The organism is Baekduia sp. Peel2402, assembly GCF_052567285.1.
In genome coordinates, this window is record NZ_CP199582.1 from 2,219,059 (window position 1) to 2,234,371 (window position 15,313).

The window sequence follows — 15,313 nt, forward strand, 5'->3', positions numbered from 1 at the left end:
CGTACCGCCCGGACTCTCGACTAGGATGGCGATCTTCGCATGGCCAGACGATCGCTTCGCCCTCACCTCAATCAGATCCGGACGTGGGTGCGTCAGGGACGCACGGACGCCTGGGTGGCCCATCAGCTGGAGGTCACCGTCCAGCAGATCGAGGCGTTCAAGAAGGAGAACGACCTCCTGCCCGACGGCGAGGCGCCCGAGGGCGCTGCCGCTGCCGCGGACTTCGACGACGAGATCGACCTGCGCGCCGAAGACGACGCGCTGATCGCCGCCGAGCTCGAGGCCGAGGCCGCGCGCAAGGCCGAGGAGGGCGAGGACGAAGAGTCCGACGAGTCCTCCGACGAGGACGGCGCGCCGAAGCGCCGTCGTGGTCGTCGCGGCGGCCGTGGTCGCGCGCGGACCAAGAAGGCGACCTCCTACGAGGGCACCTTCGACCACGGCGACGAGGGTTACGGCCTGTGGCTGGACCCGGCGATCGCCGACGACGGCGTCTACGCCGAGCACTGGGCGGGCCACCGCCAGGTCGAGGTGACGGTCGAGGCCGACCAGATCGTCATCAAGCGCGTCGGCGCGGACGCCGACGCGGACGACGAGGACTGACGCCACGCCGGGGGCGCTGCAACGCGCCTTCGGGTTTGAGCGGGCGATGCATGCGGCCGCAGCGGCGCGCTGCGTCGAGGCGGGCTGGGGCGACGCGTATCTCTCCCCCGAGATCGACCGCTGCTACGACCGCAACATGCTGTGGATCGCCGGCGACGGCGACGGGCTGAGCGCGTCCGGCGTCGACACCCATGCCGAGCGGCTGCTCGGCGGCGCGGGCATGGCCCACCGCCGGGTGATGGCCGAGCCGGCCGCCGACGCGCGACTGCGTGACGGGCTGGTCGCGCTGGGCTACGAGGCCGGCACGCACGTCTTCCAGGTCTTCGGCGGCAGACCGGCGCCGGAGGCCGTCACGGGCGTGGGCGTCGAGGAGGCTTCCGTCGACGACGTCCTCGCCGCGACCGAGGAGTACCTCAGGACCGACGCCGACACGCCCTACGGCCGCGACCCGCGCACGCGGCGCCACCTGCTGGAGCACTACCGCGACTACGGGCCGGCGGGCGCGCAGGAGCGGCGCTTCGTGGTCCGGGAGGACGGCGGTCGCGTCATCGCTTGGGCGCGCCTCTGGGTCCGCGGCGACGAGGCGCAGGTCGAGGACGTCGTGGTGCTGGCGCCGTGGCGCGGACGCGGCTACGGGCGCGCGATCGTCACCGCCGCCACCCGTGCAGCCCTCGACGCCTCCCCCACGCTGCTCTTCATCGTCGCCGACGCTGACGACTGGCCCAAGGACCTGTACGCCCGGCTGGGCTATGAGACCGCCGGCACCCTCGGCGTCTACCTGCGCTTCGCACGCCTGCCGCAGGCCAGCGGCCCGGGCGCGGCCTGACGCGTCAGTCCGCCGGCCGCGGGTCCATCTGGCGGCCGCCGGCGTAGTCGGAGGCCTCGCGGACGTAGCGGGCGAAGGCGGCGTCGGCGGTCGTGCGTGGGTCCCAGGCCCAGGGCGCGCCGGGTGCGACGGCGTAGGCGATGTCGGTGCACCAGGAGGTGCCCTGCTCGTAGAGGTCGACGAGCTCGTCGATCGTGAAGCGCCCGCCGAGGCGGCGGTGCAGCTCGGCGTAGATGCGATCGACCACGCGGTCCATCGCCATGCGCTCGTCGGGCAGGGCTTCGCGCACGCGGCGCTCGCCCTCCTGCCACTGGAAGTACGACGTCTCGAAACGGCCCATCGGCCGCCAGGCTAGAAGGTCTAGCGGGCTACTTGTCGCCCGGGAGGCCCTTGACGACGAAGGGCCGCTCGCCGGGCTTCACGAGCCCGAGGCGGCGTGCTTCGCGCTCCAGCGTCGCCGGGCTCTTGAGGGCCTGCTTGCGGGCGCGCAGGCGGGCGTTCTCGGCCTGCAGGGCCCGCACCTCGCCACGGCGCGTCTGCGCCTCCTTGTAGGTGTGCAAGAAGGAGATCGACGGCCCGACGTACAACGCGACGACCCCGAGCAGCACGACCAGCAGCGCGACCCGGCCGACGCGATCCCAGCGGATCGCCCGGCCCCCGCCCGCGACGACCCGCGGCCGCGGCGGGCGCTGCTGCGCCCGGCGCTGCGTGGAGGGACGGGCGCGCGCGTGCGCCGCGGACTGACGGGCTGGGGACATCTAAGGCGCGGTTCGCCTTATGGAGCCCCGTTCCTCCTGCCGCGGACGGATGGGCGGGGAGTTGTCGCCCGCCCGCCCGCCCACTCGGCGCTGCGCGCTAAGAGCGGAAGACCGAGCGGCCCGGGTAGGTCGCGTCGGTGCCGAGGGCTTCCTCGATGCGCAGGAGCTGGTTGTACTTCGCGACGCGATCGGAGCGGGAGGGCGCGCCGGTCTTGATCTGGCCGCAGCCGGTTGCGACGGCGAGGTCGGCGATCGTCGTGTCCTCGGTCTCGCCGGAGCGGTGGCTCATCACCGCGGTGTAGCCGGCGTCGCGGGCCATCTTGATGGCGGCGAGGGTCTCGGTCAGCGTGCCGATCTGGTTGACCTTGATGAGGATCGAGTTGCCGACGCCGGCGTCGATCCCGCGCTGCAACCGCTCGACGTTGGTGACGAAGAGGTCGTCGCCAACGAGCTGGACGGTGGAGCCGATCGCGTCGGTCAGCGTCTTCCAGCCGTCCCAGTCCTCCTCGTCCATGCCGTCCTCGATCGACAGGATGGGGTACTTGCCGGCGAGCTCGGCCCAGTAGGACGCCAGCTCGGCCGAGGAGAGCTTGCGGCCCTCGTGCTCGAGGTCGTAGACACCGCCCTCGAAGATCTCCGAGGTCGCCGGGTCCAGCGCGATCGCGATGTCGTCGCCGACCTTGTAGCCCGCCGCCTCGATGCCCGCGACCAGCAGCTGCAGCGCCGCCTCGTTGGACTCCAGGTTGGGGGCGAAGCCGCCCTCGTCGCCGACCGTCGTGCCCAGGCCGCGGTCGTGCAGCGTCTTCTTCAGCGCGTGGAAGACCTCGGCGCCGTAGCGCAGGCCCTCGCTGAAGGACGACGCGCCGACGGGCACGACCATGAACTCCTGGAAGTCGACGCTGTTGTCCGCGTGGGCGCCGCCGTTGAGCACGTTCATCATCGGCACCGGCAGGACGTGCGCGCCCTCGCCGCCGAGGTAGCGCCAGAGCGGCAGCCCCTCCTCCGCGGCCGCGGCGTGCGCGGCGGCCAAGGACACGCCGAGGATCGCATTCGCGCCCAGCCGGGACTTGTTCGGCGTCCCGTCCAGCTCGATCAGCTTGCCGTCGAGCCCGGCCTGGTCGGCGGCGTCGACGCCGGCGATCGCCTCGGCGATCTCGCCGTTGACGTTGCCGACCGCCTGCGAGACGCCCTTGCCCAGCCACTCGCTGCCGCCGTCGCGCAGCTCGGTGGCCTCGAACTCACCGGTGGACGCGCCGGAGGGCACGGCCGCGCGGCCGGTGGCGCCGCTGCGCAGGGCCAGCTCGACCTCGACGGTCGGGTTGCCTCGCGAGTCGAGGATCTGCCGGGCGTGGACACGTTCGATGGCGCTCATGGAGTCGGGTCCTCTTCTTGGAGTCGGGCCTGCGCGTAGTAATTGACCTGGCGACCGGTGTCGAGCTCGGACCAGGACGCGCCTTCGGCCTCGGCCAACTGCTCGGCCGCCGAGACGCGCGCGCGAAACCTATCGGCCGAGGACCGCAGGGCGAGCTCCGGGTCGACCTTCAGCTTGCGCGCCAAGTTGACGGCGGCGAAGAGGAGGTCGCCGGCGGCTTCGAAGCGAGCGTCGCTGTCGGCGGCGGCCTCGAGCACTTCGAGCTGCCCGGCGACCGCGTCGAACGGCACGTGCTCCATGTCGAAGCCCGTCGACGCCGAGCGCCGCTGCACCTTGCGGGCGTAGAGGAGCGACGGGAGGTTCTCGGGGACCTCGCCGAAGATGCCGGGCTCGCGGCCGTCCTCCGTGGCCTTGATCGCGTCCCAGTTCTTCAGGACCTCGCCCGCGTTCTCGACCTCCACCGCGCCGAAGACGTGCGGGTGGCGCCGGATCAGCTTCTGGCGCACGTGCTCGGCGACGTCGGCCAGCGACCCCGCCCCGCGCTCCTCCAGCAGCAGCGAGAGGAAGTGGACCTGGAAGAGCACGTCGCCCAGCTCGTCGAGCAGCTTGCCGTCGTCGCGGCGCTGCGCCGCGTCGGCCAGCTCGTAGGCCTCTTCCAGCGTGTGAGGGACGATCGTGCGCTCGTCCTGCTCGCGGTCCCACGGGCACTCGACCCGTAGGCGCCGCGTCAGCTCGTCGAGCGCGACGATCGCATCGGCGGCAGCCGCAGCGGGCGTCTCATCGGCGGGCATTCGCCCAATCTAGCGATGGCGCCCTGCCCGGCGGCCTGCGGCGGATGTCCCAGACACCCGCCGCAGGCCACACAGCCACTACTTGTTCGTCGTCGTCCCGCCGGAGGACGGAGCGGCCGTCGACGGCGAGCCCGTCGTGGCGGTCGTCTGCGTCTGCTTCGGAGCGTTCTTGCAGTCCTGCGTCGCGTAGCCCTTGCGGCAGTCCGTGCGGTCCTTCCACTTCTTCTGGAAGCTCTTCACGAACGCGTCGAGCTTCGTCTGCTGCTGCTGGCTGACCAGGAGCTGCTTGATCGAAGCCTCGGACTGCTTGAGCGTCTGCTGCTCGCCCGGCGTGATCTTGTCGACCTCGAAGACGTAGTAGCCGAACTGCGTCTTGATCGGGCCGCCGATCTCGCCCTTTGAGGCCTTGAACGTCGCGTCGTCCAGCGCCTTCTCCTGCTGGCCCTTGGGCACCGCCGCCAGGAGGCCGCCGCTGTCGCGCGTGCCCTGGTCGATCGAGTACTTGGACGCGACCGACTTCCAGGACTGACCAGCCTCGAGGGCCTTCTTGGCCTTGTTGGCCTGGTCCTCGGTCTTGGTCAAGACGATCCGGATGTCGCGCTTCTCGGGCTGCGCGAACCGGGCCTTGTTCTTGTTGTAGTAGTTGCTGATCTGCGCCGAGGAGACCTTGTCGGAGCCCTCGAGGATCTTGGTGCGCAGCTTCTGGGAGAGCGACTGCACCTTGACGCGGTACAGCAGGTCCTCCTGGACGTAGCCGGAGGACTTCAGGAACGCCGAGTAGTCGGTGTCCTTCGGGAAGCTCTGCTGGCGCTGCTTGTCGAAGTCCTTCTTGACGTCGGTGTCGGACACCTTGACGCCGCGATCGGCCGACTCGCCCTCGATCCAAGCGGAGGAGATCAGGAACTGCATGACCTGGTCACGCAGCGTGGAGTACTCCTGCGCGCACTGGGTCTTGTACGTGGCATCGGTCGGGTTCGGCTGGCCCTTGGCGGGCTTGGTCGCCGTCTTCTTCTTCTGAGCGATGCACTTCGTGTAGTTCGGCGGGTCGGGGAGTGTCACCGCACCCGTGGCGCCCGTCTGCTGCTGCTGAGCGGTCGCGGCAACCTTCAGCCAGTGGTCGAAGGACGAGGTCTTGATCGTGTCCGGGCCGATCTTCACGACCGCGTTGCCTGGCACGCCGCCATCGCCGCCACAGGCGGACAGGGCAAGGGGGAGCACGAAAAAGGCGCCCAAGAGCGCCGCATACCGTCGGGGCATTTTCATAGCGCGGCGGAAGCTACCAGGGTCTGTATGAACGGCGCCTTAAACCTGCGTCCATTTGTCAAGGACCCCTGAGCCAGTCGTCAGGCCCCGTACCGGCTATGCGGCCTCAGAAGCCACCGCGAGCAGGGCATCTGCGGCCGCCACGACCGCCGGGAAGCGCTCTTCCGGCGTGTCGGGAACCTTGACCGAAAGTTGCGAACGACCAGGCTCGTACAGCGATTCCGGCAGGGCTTCCTTCAGCCGCTTGGCCCGTTCCACGTCCAGATCGACCGGCGTCACGGCCAATCGCCCACCGCGGAACGACACTGCGCGGGCACCCGCCTGACCGAGCTTGATCCGTGCCTGCTGGAGGGCCAAAAGGTTGTCCAGCGGCTGCGGGATCTCGCCGAAGCGATCCTCCAGCTCGTCGCGCAGCACGCCGAGGTCGGCGACCTCGCGAGCGCCGGCGATGCGGCGGTGGACGTCGATCTTGGCCTGCTCGTAGGCGATGTAGTCGGCGGGGATGTAGGCGTCGACGTTGACGTCGAGGCGGACCGGCTCGGGCATGTCGCCGTCGTCGGGACCCTCCGCGGCCGCGGCCACCGCCTCGTCGAGCATCTGCATGTAGAGCTCGAAGCCGAGCGCCGCGACGTGCCCGGACTGCTCGTCGCCGAGCAGGTTGCCGGCGCCGCGGATCTCGAGGTCGCGCATCGCGATCTTGAAGCCGGCGCCGAGCTCGGTGTAGTCGCTCAGCGCGGACATCCGCTTCATCGCCTCCTCGGTCAGCGCGGCGTGCGCCGGGTAGAGGAGGTAGGCGTAGGCCTTCTCGCGAGAGCGCCCAACGCGCCCGCGGATCTGGTACAGCTGAGCGAGCCCGAACAGATCGGAGCGCTCTACGATCAACGTGTTCGCCTGGGGAATGTCGATCCCGGACTCAATGATCGACGTGGCCACCAAGACGTCGGCGTCTCCCCGCAGGAACGCCATCATGCGCTTCTCCAGCTCCTTCTCGTCGAGCTGGCCGTGGGCCACCTCGAACGAGACGCCCGGGCACAGGCCGCGCAGGCGCTCGGCGGTCTCGTCGATCGTCTCCACGCGGTTGTGCACGAAGAACGCCTGGCCGCCTCGGTTCTTCTCGCGCATGATCGCCTGCTTGACGAGCTCCTCGTCGTACTCGCCGACGTAGGTCTTGACCGGGCGGCGGCCCTCCGGCGGCGTCTCGATGACCGAGATGTCGCGGATGCCGGCCATCGACATCTGCAGCGTGCGCGGGATCGGCGTCGCGGACATCGCGATGACGTCGACCTTCAGCTTGAGCTGGCGCAGGAGCTCCTTCTGCTTGACGCCGAAGCGCTGCTCCTCGTCGACGATGATCAACCCGATGTCCTTGCCGCGCATGTCGCGGCCGAGCAGGCGATGGGTGCCGATCAGGATGTCGACCTTGCCCTCGTTGAAGGCCTTGACGACCTCCTTCTGGTCCTTCGGCGTGCGGAACCGCGAGACGTGGTCGACCGTGAAGGGGTAGTCCTTCAAGCGCTCGGCGAAGTTGCCGAAGTGCTGCTGGGCGAGGATCGTCGTGGGCGCAAGGACCAACACTTGCTTGCCGTCGTCGGCCGCCTTGAAGGCGGCGCGCAGCGCGACCTCGGTCTTGCCATAGCCGACGTCGCCGCAGATCAGGCGGTCCATCGGCGTCCCGGACTCCATGTCGCCCTTGACGTTCTCGATCGCCTCGCGCTGGTCGGCGGTCTCGGTGTAGGGGAACTTCGCCTCGAACTCCCGCAGCCACTCGGAGTCCTCGGGGTAGGAGTGGCCGGCGCGCTTGCGGCGCTCGGCGTAGAGGTTGAGCAGCTCCCCGGCGAGCTCTTGGGCGGCGCGACGGGCGCGCGCCTTCATCGTCTCCCAGGCCTTGCCGCCGAGCTTGCTCAGCGTCGGCGCGCCGGAGCCCGCGCCGAGGTAGCGCGAGATCTTCGCGAGCTGCTCGACCGGCATGTACACCTTGTCGCTGCCGGCGAACTCCAGCTGGAGGTAGTCGCGGGTGACCCCGGCGACGGTCTTGGTCTCAAAGCCCGCGAAGCGCGCGACGCCGTGGTCCTCGTGGACGACGTGCTCGCCGGTGCGCAGGTCGGAGAACGAGCGCAGCGCGCCGCGGCGGCGGGCGCGGCCGGCGCCGTCCTCCGCACGCTCGGAGCGCTTGCGGCGGAAGAGGCGATGCTCGGGGATGACCGCGATCCGCGGGCCGCCGGCGATGAAGCCGTCGCGCAGCGTGGCGACGGCGAAGCGCAGGTCGCCCGGCTGCACGGAGCCGTCTCCACCGACCCCGTCGCCTTCGAGCCAGTGCGCCTTCAGGCGGGCGAGGTTGTAGGCCGTGCGCTCCCCCGCCCCGCGCTGCGGCCAGGTGACGACCGTGCGGTAGCCGGAGCGCACGTGCTTCTCCAGCTGCGGCTCGGCCTCGCGCAGCGAGCGCGCGGCGAGGTCGGCGGCCTGGGCGCGGAACTCGAACGGCTGGTCGCCGGCGATCGCGGACAGGCGCGCGTGGGCGCGCGCCTCGAGCGCCGCCTCGACGACGTCGGGCTTGACGTACAGGTCGTGCGCGTCGCCGGTGTGGAACGCGGTGCAGACGTCCTGCCAGTTGTCGGCCAGCGCCGAGTGCAGCTCGGCCTCCTCGGCGATGATCACCGCGGCGTCGGCCGGCGCGAGGTCCAGGAAGGCGTGGAACTGGTCGACCGGCAGCAGCTCGGCGACGTCCGGGCGGTCCTCGGCGTCGGAGATCGCGGCGATCTCGGCGGCGGAGCGGTGCTCGGCGGACAGCTCGGCCGCGGGCGCGATCTCCAGCGCGTCCAGCTCGCCGAGCGAGCGCTGGGTGAAGGTGCTGAACGCGCGCAGCGACTCGATCTCGATGTCGAAGAGGTCGACGCGGACCGCGTGGTCGGCGGTGGCCGGGTAGACGTCCAGCAGCCCGCCGCGGATCGCGAACTGGCCGCGGTCGTCGACCTGGTCGACACGCTCGTAGCCGGCGGCGACGAGGTCGGCGGCGGTCTCCTCCAGGTCGATGAGGTCGCCGACGCGCAGGTGGAACGACTTCGGGCGCAGCTTGGGGTCGGGGACCTTCTCGCTCAGCGCGACGGCGGAGACCACGACGACCGGCGGCTCGACGTCGGCGTCGCTCGTCGCGTTCTCGGCCGTGAGCAGCGCGTCCAGGGCGCCCACGCGCAGGCCGACGAGGTGCGGCGGCGGCGCGAGGTGCGACTCGTAGGCCACGCCACGACTCGGGTAGTAGCGGACGGGCCGCGGGGCGAGCCAGTGGCGCAGGTCGGCCGCGAGGTCGCGGGCCTGGCGGTCGTCCGCAGCGACGACCAGCGCCGGGCGGCCGGCCATCGGGCCGTCGAGGCCATCGAGCAGGGCGCCGATGACGTACGGGCGGTAGGACGCCGAGACGAACGCGCGGCCGCCTTCGCGCGCGAAGGGCGGGCCGCTGGGATCGTCGGCGAGGTACGTGAGGAGGGGGCGAAGCGACATGTAGGGCATGCGCAGCGACCGCGCTGGACGCGCGGCCGGGTGTGCTCACCCCATTCTAGGAAGTTGTCCGCGCCGTGCCCGTCAGGCTCGCCATCAAGCCCAACAGCCCGGTGAAGACGTTGGTGCGGACCCGCCCGGCGCCCTCGTCGGCGATCACGTAGCGGAGGCCGTCCGGCCCGCCGTAGGCGATCAGCGCCTGCTGGTCGGCGTCGGTCCAGACGCCGATCTTGCCGGCCTTTACCGCGGCGCCCGGACTGCCCAGGCCGACCACGCCGGGATGGGAGGAGAGGATCGTCGCCACACCTGGGTAGCGCGTCGCGGTGCGCGCGGCGATGTCCCACGGGACGTCGCCGTCGAGCAGGATCAGCACCGGCACGACGACGTCGAACAGGTACCGCCGGGCGGCCGGGGTCAGCAGGGCGCCGGTGACCTCGTCGCCGTCCGCGGTCTGGATCTCGCAGATGTCGTCGTGGCCGGCCGGGGCCTTGCCGCGGATCGTCCCGCCGTGCGCCGCGACGCGTGCGTGCGAGATCACCGGCGCACCGAACGACACCGCCTCGCCCAGCAGCGGCCGCGCCGGCGCCTTGATGCAGATCACGTCGACGCGACGGCCCGCCAGCCGACGGTAGACCTTGGCGGCCTTGCCGGTGAAGCGGAACACGACCTTGCCGGCGGCGGTGTGCGCGAACACGCCCTCGTCAGCCGACAGGCTCTCCCGCTGCTTCTCGCTGTCGTCGTCGCTGTCGCCGGTCGTGTCGCTGAGGCCGAACACCCCGGCCGACGCCGGCGCCTCGTCGTCCGTCGGAGCCTGCGCCGGCTTCCAGGAGAGCAGCGCGTCGAGCGCGTTGGTGCGCAGCATGCCGTCGCCGATGTCCTGGATTGCGACACGCCGCGCGGTCGCGCTCGCGGACACCACCGACACCGCGCGGCCCTTGCTCCAGTAGCCGATCTTGCCGGCCGGCGGCGTGCCGTTGGGATCGTCCAGCGCGACGACCTCGCCGCCGCCGAGCGCGACGACGTCCGCTGCCGCACGGTAGGTGCCCTTGGGAGCTGACGCGTAGAGGACGTCGGTCAGCCGCAGCCCGCGCTGCAGCTCCTCCAGCGCGACCACGCCGCGCGGGGTGACCGCCGCCCAGGCGATGTCGGCGCTGAGCGCCGGGTCGGTCATCACCTGGCAGAAGTCGACCTTGGCGGCGTCTTCGACCTTGGCCTTCACCGACGCGCCGGAGGACGACAGCTGCGTCAGCCCGTACTCCGACAGGTCAGAGCTGGCCGACGACGCATCGCCGAACGCGGAGCCGTCGCCGCCCAGCGACGAGCCCGCGTCGCCCTCGCGGAACAGCAGGCCCAGCGCGGGCGAGCGCTCGCACGAGACCAGCGCCTGCTTGCCCGCGCGCTTCTTGCCCCACGCGGCGGACACGCCGGTGAAGCGGATCGTCACCGACGTGCCCGCGACCGACGCCTGGACGCCCTGGTCCGGGCCGACGACCGTGCGCTGCGGCAGCGTCGCGGCGGGCGCAGCGCTCGCGGACGCAGCAGCGATCAAGGTGATGACAACAGTGAACAGGACCAAGCGGGTGCGCATCGGCCGGAGAGCGTAGCGGGGAACGCGGCGGCCAGGCTGTTCCTGGACGATCGTCTACGGCGTGCGGACCAGCGCGGCGAACGTCGCCAGCGCGGCGAGGCCCAGCGCGGCGATCACGATCGCCATCGGCACCGCGGTGTCCTCCCCCGCCAGGCCGACCAGCGGCGCGGCCGCGGCGCCGAAGGCGAACTGCGCCAGGCCAAGCAGGCCGGAGGCCGCGCCCGCGGTCGACGGATGGCCGCTGAGCGCCAGCGCCGCCGCGTTGGGGACGATCACGCCGATCGACCCGACGGCCACGAACAGCGACGGCAGCACGCCGGGCAGCCCGAGCCCGACCAGCACCGAGACCAGCAACGCGATGCCGCCGCCCGCGACGCCTAGAAGCCCCGCCCACATCAGCGGCGCGGGCTCGTGGCCGCGCTGCGCGAGGCGGCCGGTCAGCCGGCCGGCGAGCACGATCCCCAGGCCGTTGATCGCGAACAGCGCGCTGAAGACGCCCGGCGATGCGCCGTAGACCTCTTGCAGCACGAACGGCGAGCCCGAGATGTAGGCGAACATCGCGGCGAAGGCCAGGCCGCTGGACACCACGCAGCCGACGAAGCGCCGGTCGGCCAGCAGCGCGCGGAACGTGCGCAGCGTGTCGCGTAGACCGCCGGGGCGGCGATCCTCTGGCGCGAGCGACTCGGGCAGCAGCAACGCGGTCGCGATCGCCAGCACGACACCGATCCCCGCCAGCAGCGCGAAGACGCCGCGCCACGAGGTGACGTGCAGGATCCCGGCGCCGAGCACGGGCGCGACGATCGGCGCCACGCCGTTGACGAGGATCAGCGCGGCAAACAGCGCCGCCGCCTCACGGCCCGCGGCGCGGTCGCGGACCACCGCGCGCCCGATGACGATCCCGAACGCACCCGCCGCGCCTTGCAGCAGGCGGCAGGCGATCAGCACGGCGACCGACGGCGCCAGCGCGCACGCAACCGACGCGACCACGTAGACCGCCAGCCCCGCCAGCAGCGGCGCCCGCCGCCCCCGCGCGTCGCTGATCGGCCCGCCGAGCAGCTGCCCCGCCGCCAAGCCGAGCAGGCACGCGGTCAGCGTCAGCTGCACCAATGACGGCGCCGCGTTCAGGTCGTCGCCCATCGCCGGCAGCGCCGGCAAGTACATGTCGATCGACAGCGGCCCGAACGCGCTCAGCGCGCCAAGGACGACGACCAGCGTGGTGCGGCCGGGCGCGGCGGCGGCGTTAGCCGAGCGCGTCGCGGCCATCGATGATCCGCTCGACCGCGTCGGCGGCGCGGTCGACGAGGTCGCGGACGTCGGCCTCGGGCTGGCGCCAGCGGCCGAGGACGTAGGAGGAGACGATCTCGGGGTCGGTCGTGTCCGGGCGGCCGATGCCGATGCGGACGCGAGCGAAGTCCGGTGTGGCGAAGCCGGCCTTCAGCGACTTCAGCCCGTTGTGGCCGGCCAGGCCGCCGCCCATCCGCGTGCGGATCTCGCCGAACTTGAGGTCGAGCTCGTCGTGGACGGCAATCACGTGGTCGAGCTCGACCTTCAGCGCGCCGCGGGCCGGGCCGGCGGAGCGGCCCGACTCGTTCATGTAGGTCTGCGGCAGCAGGACGCCGACGCGGGGACCGCCAGGCATCGTGCGCCCGTCGGCGTACAGGCCGGCGAACGCCTTCTTCGGCTTGCCTAGCCCCCAACGCGCGATCAGCGCCTCGGCGACCAGGAAGCCGACGTTGTGCGGCGTGCGGGCGTACTGCGTACCCGGGTTGCCGAGCCCGACGACCAACCAGTCGACGCCGCTCGCCCAATCACCGCCCGGACGACCACCACGCTCGCCTTTGGGCGAACGTGGCGCATGGGACCCGCCGCCCGATCGGCCCGGGAGCTTCAGAGCGGCCTGCTACTCGGAGTCGCCGTCGGCTGCGGGCTCGTCGCCCTCAGCCGCGGCCGCTGCGCCGCCACTCTCGCCGACGACCTCGGTCTCGGTCTCGACCGCGTCGTCGCTCTCGGTCGACACGCTCGGCGGCGTGATCGAGGCGAGGACCGTGGCGTCCAGGTCGTCGACGAAGACGATGCCCTTCGGCGGGTCGACCTCGGAGAGCTGGATCGTGGCGTTCATCTCCATCTTGGAGACGTCGACCTGGATGGTCTCCGGGATCTCGTTCGGGAGCGCCTCGACGTTCACCTCGCGGGTGACGTGCTCGAGGATGCCGCCCTCGATGACGCCCGGGGCCTCATCGCCGCCGATCAGCTCGACCGTGACGGGCGCCTGGATGGCGACCTTGAGGTCGACGCGCAGCAGGTCGACGTGCATGAGCTCGCCGCGCACCGGGTGGCGCTGGGCGTCCTTGAGGACGGCGGGCGTGGACTCGCCACCGTCGATCGTGAGCTCCAGCACGGCGCCCTTGGCGGCCAGCGCGTGGCGCAGGGTGCGCTCAGCCACGGCGAAGGAGACGGGGCCCTCGTTGCCGCCGTAGAGCACGCCGGGCACCTGGCCGGAGCGGCGCAGACGGCGGGTTTCACGGGAATGGGCCGCCTCGCGGGCGTGGACGTCGAGCTTCGTGTTCTGGGAGGCCATGGGCGGCGAAGGATGGTAGCGAAGGGCCGCGCGAAACCGCCCCTCCCTCCGGGCCCGAACGGTTTGAACCTGGCGAAAGGCTCTCAGCCGTTGGTCGTGCCGGCTCCGCCGAGCACGTCGGCGAAGTCCGCGACCTGGTCGGCCGGCGGCGCCTTGGCGTCGACGTCGATCCCGTACTTGGTGATGTCGATCGTGAAGTCGAAGGAGGACTTCTGGCCCTGCACGGTCGTGTCGTAGGCGAGCTTCTCGCGGCGGACGAGGTGCTGGTCGTCGACCCAGACGTCGACCGGGATCGTCGCGGTGCCGGTCATCTGGATCAGCTTCTCGACGCCCTTCTTGGCCTCGTCGTCACCGCTCTTGGCGGCGACCTTCCGGAGGTCGACGTCGACGTGGTACTGGGTGGTCTTGGTGCCGTTGATCGTCGCGGTCCCGACCTCGCGGGACTCGCCCGCGCCCTTGAGGTAGTCCAGCGCCGCGGCCGGGTCCTGCGTCGTGCCGGCGCCGAGCGAGCCGAGGTCGATGCCGAGCTTGGACGCCTCGGCGCTGATGTCGACCTTCACCCAGCGCTTGCCGCCCGGCAGCCCCGCGAACAGGTCGCTGCCGATGTAGACGATCTTGTTGTCGATGATCTCGTCCATCTTCACCGACTTGCCGGAGATCGAGGTCGTGAAGGAGAACGTGCCCTTCTTGCCGCTGCGGTCGACCTTGCCGCTGCCCTCCAGCGGGACGTCCTGGCCGGCGGCGTTGACCGAGCCCTTCATGGTCATCGCGATCCCGCCCTTCTGGGCCGACGTCGTCTCGGCGGCTTGCGCCACCGGGTCGAGCGCGTTCTTGGCGCCGGAAGCCGCCTTCTTGGCGGACTCCTCGGCACCGCAGCCGGAGACGGCTAGCGCGGCGGCGAGGCCGATGGACAGGACCTGCAGACGGATGCGCATCGCCTAGAACGCTACCCGTCGACCGGCGGGAAAACGCCGCCGGTCGACAGAAGGTTCACATCTGGAGCGCGCTCAGCCCGCCGTCTGACCCGACTGCTCGCGGAGCTTCTGGGCCTTGCGCAGCAGCTCAAGCCCGTCGACGGTGTCGTTGCCGGACGGTGGGTTGGCATCGACCGCTACGCCGAAGCGGGTGAAATCGGTCGTGAAGTCCATCGCGTTGGACTCGCCCTGGATGTCGGCGGTGTAGCGGACGCGCTCACGCACGACGCGGTTCTGGCCGTCGATCCACACGTCGACCGGGATCTTGGTCGTGCCGTTGAGCGTGGCCAGCAACTGGTCGATCGCGGCTTTGCCCGCCTTGGTCTTCGTGCGCGCCTTGGCCTGCTTGAGGTCAGCGGTGATGCGGTAGCGCGTGGCCTTCTTGCCGCGCACGGTCTCGGTCCCGGCCTTGGTGGCCTTGCCAGCGCCGGCGAGGTAGTCGAGCACCTGCGAGGGGTCCTGCGAGGGGCCGTTGGTGCCGAACGCCGAGAGGTCGAAGTTCGAGGTCTTGGCCGCTTCGGCGAGGTCGATCCTCATCCACGACTTCCCGCCCGGCAGGCGGCCCTTGAAGGCGTCGGAGGTGAGGTAGACCGCCTTGCCGTCCATCACCTGTCGGACGGCGAGCGACTGGCCGTTGATGCCGGTCGTGCTCGCGAACGTGCCGCGGTTGGAGCGGCGGTCGATCGAGCCCTTGCCGTTGACCGTCGTCGTCGCGCCCTTGTTCTCGATCGTGCCGCGGATCGACACCGCGATCCCGCCCTTGTGGCGCAGGGCAACCGCGGCCGCGCGGCTGATCGGGTCGCTGGCGGCCGGGACGGAGTCGGTGGGCTCGGCGGGCGTCGAGGTGTCCGGCGCCGCGTCAGCGGAGGCCGCCGGCGCGGGCGTCGTCGCCGTGGCTGCTGGCGGGCTCGCCTGTGCAGCCGGCTTCTCAGCGGCCTTGTCGTCGTCGCTTCCGCATCCCGCCGCCGCCGCGGCCAAGACCGCAGCGCCAACCGTCAGCGCTCTCCTCGTGCGCACTCGACCCATGACCGGGAAACATACCCGGCTCTGGATCAAGCGCGCTTAAGGATC

General features: G+C 71.4%; 14 protein-coding genes. 2 read left to right on the forward strand and 12 right to left on the reverse strand.

Annotated elements, in window-relative coordinates:
- The first annotated feature begins 114 nt into the window (after positions 1 to 114).
- Together ACT01A_RS10815 and ACT01A_RS10820 are read left to right on the forward strand one after the other, a co-directional pair.
- Positions 115 to 600 (forward strand): hypothetical protein, encoded by a 486-nt coding sequence (locus tag ACT01A_RS10815; protein ID WP_445152261.1) that lies wholly within the window; start codon positions 115 to 117, stop codon positions 598 to 600.
- 46 nt (positions 601 to 646) lie between these two features.
- Complete coding sequence (locus ACT01A_RS10820) at positions 647 to 1,426, forward strand: GNAT family N-acetyltransferase (protein ID WP_445152262.1); 780 nt, start codon at positions 647 to 649, stop codon at positions 1,424 to 1,426.
- Between the two features lie 4 nt (positions 1,427 to 1,430).
- Here the strand turns inward: ACT01A_RS10820 and ACT01A_RS10825 are convergent, their stop codons facing one another.
- The 12 genes from ACT01A_RS10825 to ACT01A_RS10880 all read right to left on the reverse strand — a co-directional run bounded on the left by ACT01A_RS10825 (position 1,431) and on the right by ACT01A_RS10880 (position 15,268).
- A complete protein-coding gene (locus tag ACT01A_RS10825; protein ID WP_445152263.1) occupies positions 1,431 to 1,766 on the reverse strand; it encodes a hypothetical protein in 336 nt (111 codons plus the stop codon).
- 28 nt (positions 1,767 to 1,794) lie between these two features.
- Positions 1,795 to 2,184 (reverse strand): FtsB family cell division protein, encoded by a 390-nt coding sequence (locus ACT01A_RS10830; protein ID WP_445152264.1) that lies wholly within the window; start codon positions 2,182 to 2,184, stop codon positions 1,795 to 1,797.
- A gap of 97 nt (positions 2,185 to 2,281) precedes the next feature.
- The gene (gene eno / locus ACT01A_RS10835; RefSeq protein ID WP_445152265.1) at positions 2,282 to 3,556 is read right to left on the reverse strand and encodes a phosphopyruvate hydratase; all 1,275 of its coding nucleotides are present in this window, start codon (positions 3,554 to 3,556) and stop codon (positions 2,282 to 2,284) included.
- Positions 3,553 to 4,347: a nucleoside triphosphate pyrophosphohydrolase gene (gene mazG / locus ACT01A_RS10840; protein ID WP_445152266.1), complete on the reverse strand. Its 795-nt coding sequence runs from the start codon at positions 4,345 to 4,347 to the stop codon at positions 3,553 to 3,555. The genes eno and mazG overlap by 4 nt, the downstream gene beginning before the upstream one ends.
- A 78-nt stretch (positions 4,348 to 4,425) precedes the next feature.
- Entirely contained in the window at positions 4,426 to 5,580 is a 1,155-nt protein-coding gene (locus ACT01A_RS10845; RefSeq protein ID WP_445152267.1) for a peptidyl-prolyl cis-trans isomerase, read from the reverse strand.
- Positions 5,581 to 5,706: 126 nt separating this feature from the next.
- Positions 5,707 to 9,105, reverse strand: a complete 3,399-nt coding sequence (mfd, locus tag ACT01A_RS10850) for a transcription-repair coupling factor (RefSeq protein ID WP_445152268.1) — start codon at positions 9,103 to 9,105, stop codon at positions 5,707 to 5,709.
- A 55-nt stretch (positions 9,106 to 9,160) separates the two neighbouring features.
- A complete protein-coding gene (locus ACT01A_RS10855; protein ID WP_445152269.1) occupies positions 9,161 to 10,690 on the reverse strand; it encodes a hypothetical protein in 1,530 nt (509 codons plus the stop codon).
- Positions 10,691 to 10,744: 54 nt separating this feature from the next.
- Complete coding sequence (locus ACT01A_RS10860; protein ID WP_445152270.1) at positions 10,745 to 11,953, reverse strand: multidrug effflux MFS transporter; 1,209 nt, start codon at positions 11,951 to 11,953, stop codon at positions 10,745 to 10,747.
- On the reverse strand, positions 11,931 to 12,476 hold the full coding sequence (gene pth, locus ACT01A_RS10865; RefSeq protein ID WP_445152271.1) for an aminoacyl-tRNA hydrolase: 546 nt from the start codon (positions 12,474 to 12,476) through the stop codon (positions 11,931 to 11,933). The genes ACT01A_RS10860 and pth overlap by 23 nt, the downstream gene beginning before the upstream one ends.
- 114 nt (positions 12,477 to 12,590) lie before the next feature.
- Positions 12,591 to 13,268 carry a 50S ribosomal protein L25 gene (locus ACT01A_RS10870; RefSeq protein ID WP_445152272.1) on the reverse strand — a complete coding sequence of 226 codons (678 nt, stop codon included), beginning with the start codon at positions 13,266 to 13,268 and terminating at the stop codon, positions 12,591 to 12,593.
- Between the two features lie 83 nt (positions 13,269 to 13,351).
- Positions 13,352 to 14,203: a hypothetical protein gene (locus ACT01A_RS10875; RefSeq protein ID WP_445152273.1), complete on the reverse strand. Its 852-nt coding sequence runs from the start codon at positions 14,201 to 14,203 to the stop codon at positions 13,352 to 13,354.
- A gap of 72 nt (positions 14,204 to 14,275) precedes the next feature.
- Positions 14,276 to 15,268 carry a hypothetical protein gene (locus tag ACT01A_RS10880; protein WP_445152274.1) on the reverse strand — a complete coding sequence of 331 codons (993 nt, stop codon included), beginning with the start codon at positions 15,266 to 15,268 and terminating at the stop codon, positions 14,276 to 14,278.
- Positions 15,269 to 15,313 lie beyond the last annotated feature (45 nt).

What these genes read in the sequence shown, in the direction of transcription:
- ACT01A_RS10820 (WP_445152262.1), top strand. Translation starts at nt 647, where the DNA reads ATGCATGCGGCCGCAGCGGCGCGCTGCGTCGAGGCGGGCTGGGGCGAC.
- ACT01A_RS10825 (WP_445152263.1), bottom strand. Translation starts at nt 1,766, where the DNA reads ATGGGCCGTTTCGAGACGTCGTACTTCCAGTGGCAGGAGGGCGAGCGC.
- ACT01A_RS10830 (WP_445152264.1), bottom strand. Translation starts at nt 2,184, where the DNA reads ATGTCCCCAGCCCGTCAGTCCGCGGCGCACGCGCGCGCCCGTCCCTCC.
- eno (WP_445152265.1), bottom strand. Translation starts at nt 3,556, where the DNA reads ATGAGCGCCATCGAACGTGTCCACGCCCGGCAGATCCTCGACTCGCGA.
- mazG (WP_445152266.1), bottom strand. Translation starts at nt 4,347, where the DNA reads ATGCCCGCCGATGAGACGCCCGCTGCGGCTGCCGCCGATGCGATCGTC.
- mfd (WP_445152268.1), bottom strand. Translation starts at nt 9,105, where the DNA reads ATGTCGCTTCGCCCCCTCCTCACGTACCTCGCCGACGATCCCAGCGGC.
- ACT01A_RS10855 (WP_445152269.1), bottom strand. Translation starts at nt 10,690, where the DNA reads ATGCGCACCCGCTTGGTCCTGTTCACTGTTGTCATCACCTTGATCGCT.
- ACT01A_RS10860 (WP_445152270.1), bottom strand. Translation starts at nt 11,953, where the DNA reads ATGGCCGCGACGCGCTCGGCTAACGCCGCCGCCGCGCCCGGCCGCACC.
- ACT01A_RS10870 (WP_445152272.1), bottom strand. Translation starts at nt 13,268, where the DNA reads ATGGCCTCCCAGAACACGAAGCTCGACGTCCACGCCCGCGAGGCGGCC.
- ACT01A_RS10875 (WP_445152273.1), bottom strand. Translation starts at nt 14,203, where the DNA reads ATGCGCATCCGTCTGCAGGTCCTGTCCATCGGCCTCGCCGCCGCGCTA.
- ACT01A_RS10880 (WP_445152274.1), bottom strand. Translation starts at nt 15,268, where the DNA reads ATGGGTCGAGTGCGCACGAGGAGAGCGCTGACGGTTGGCGCTGCGGTC.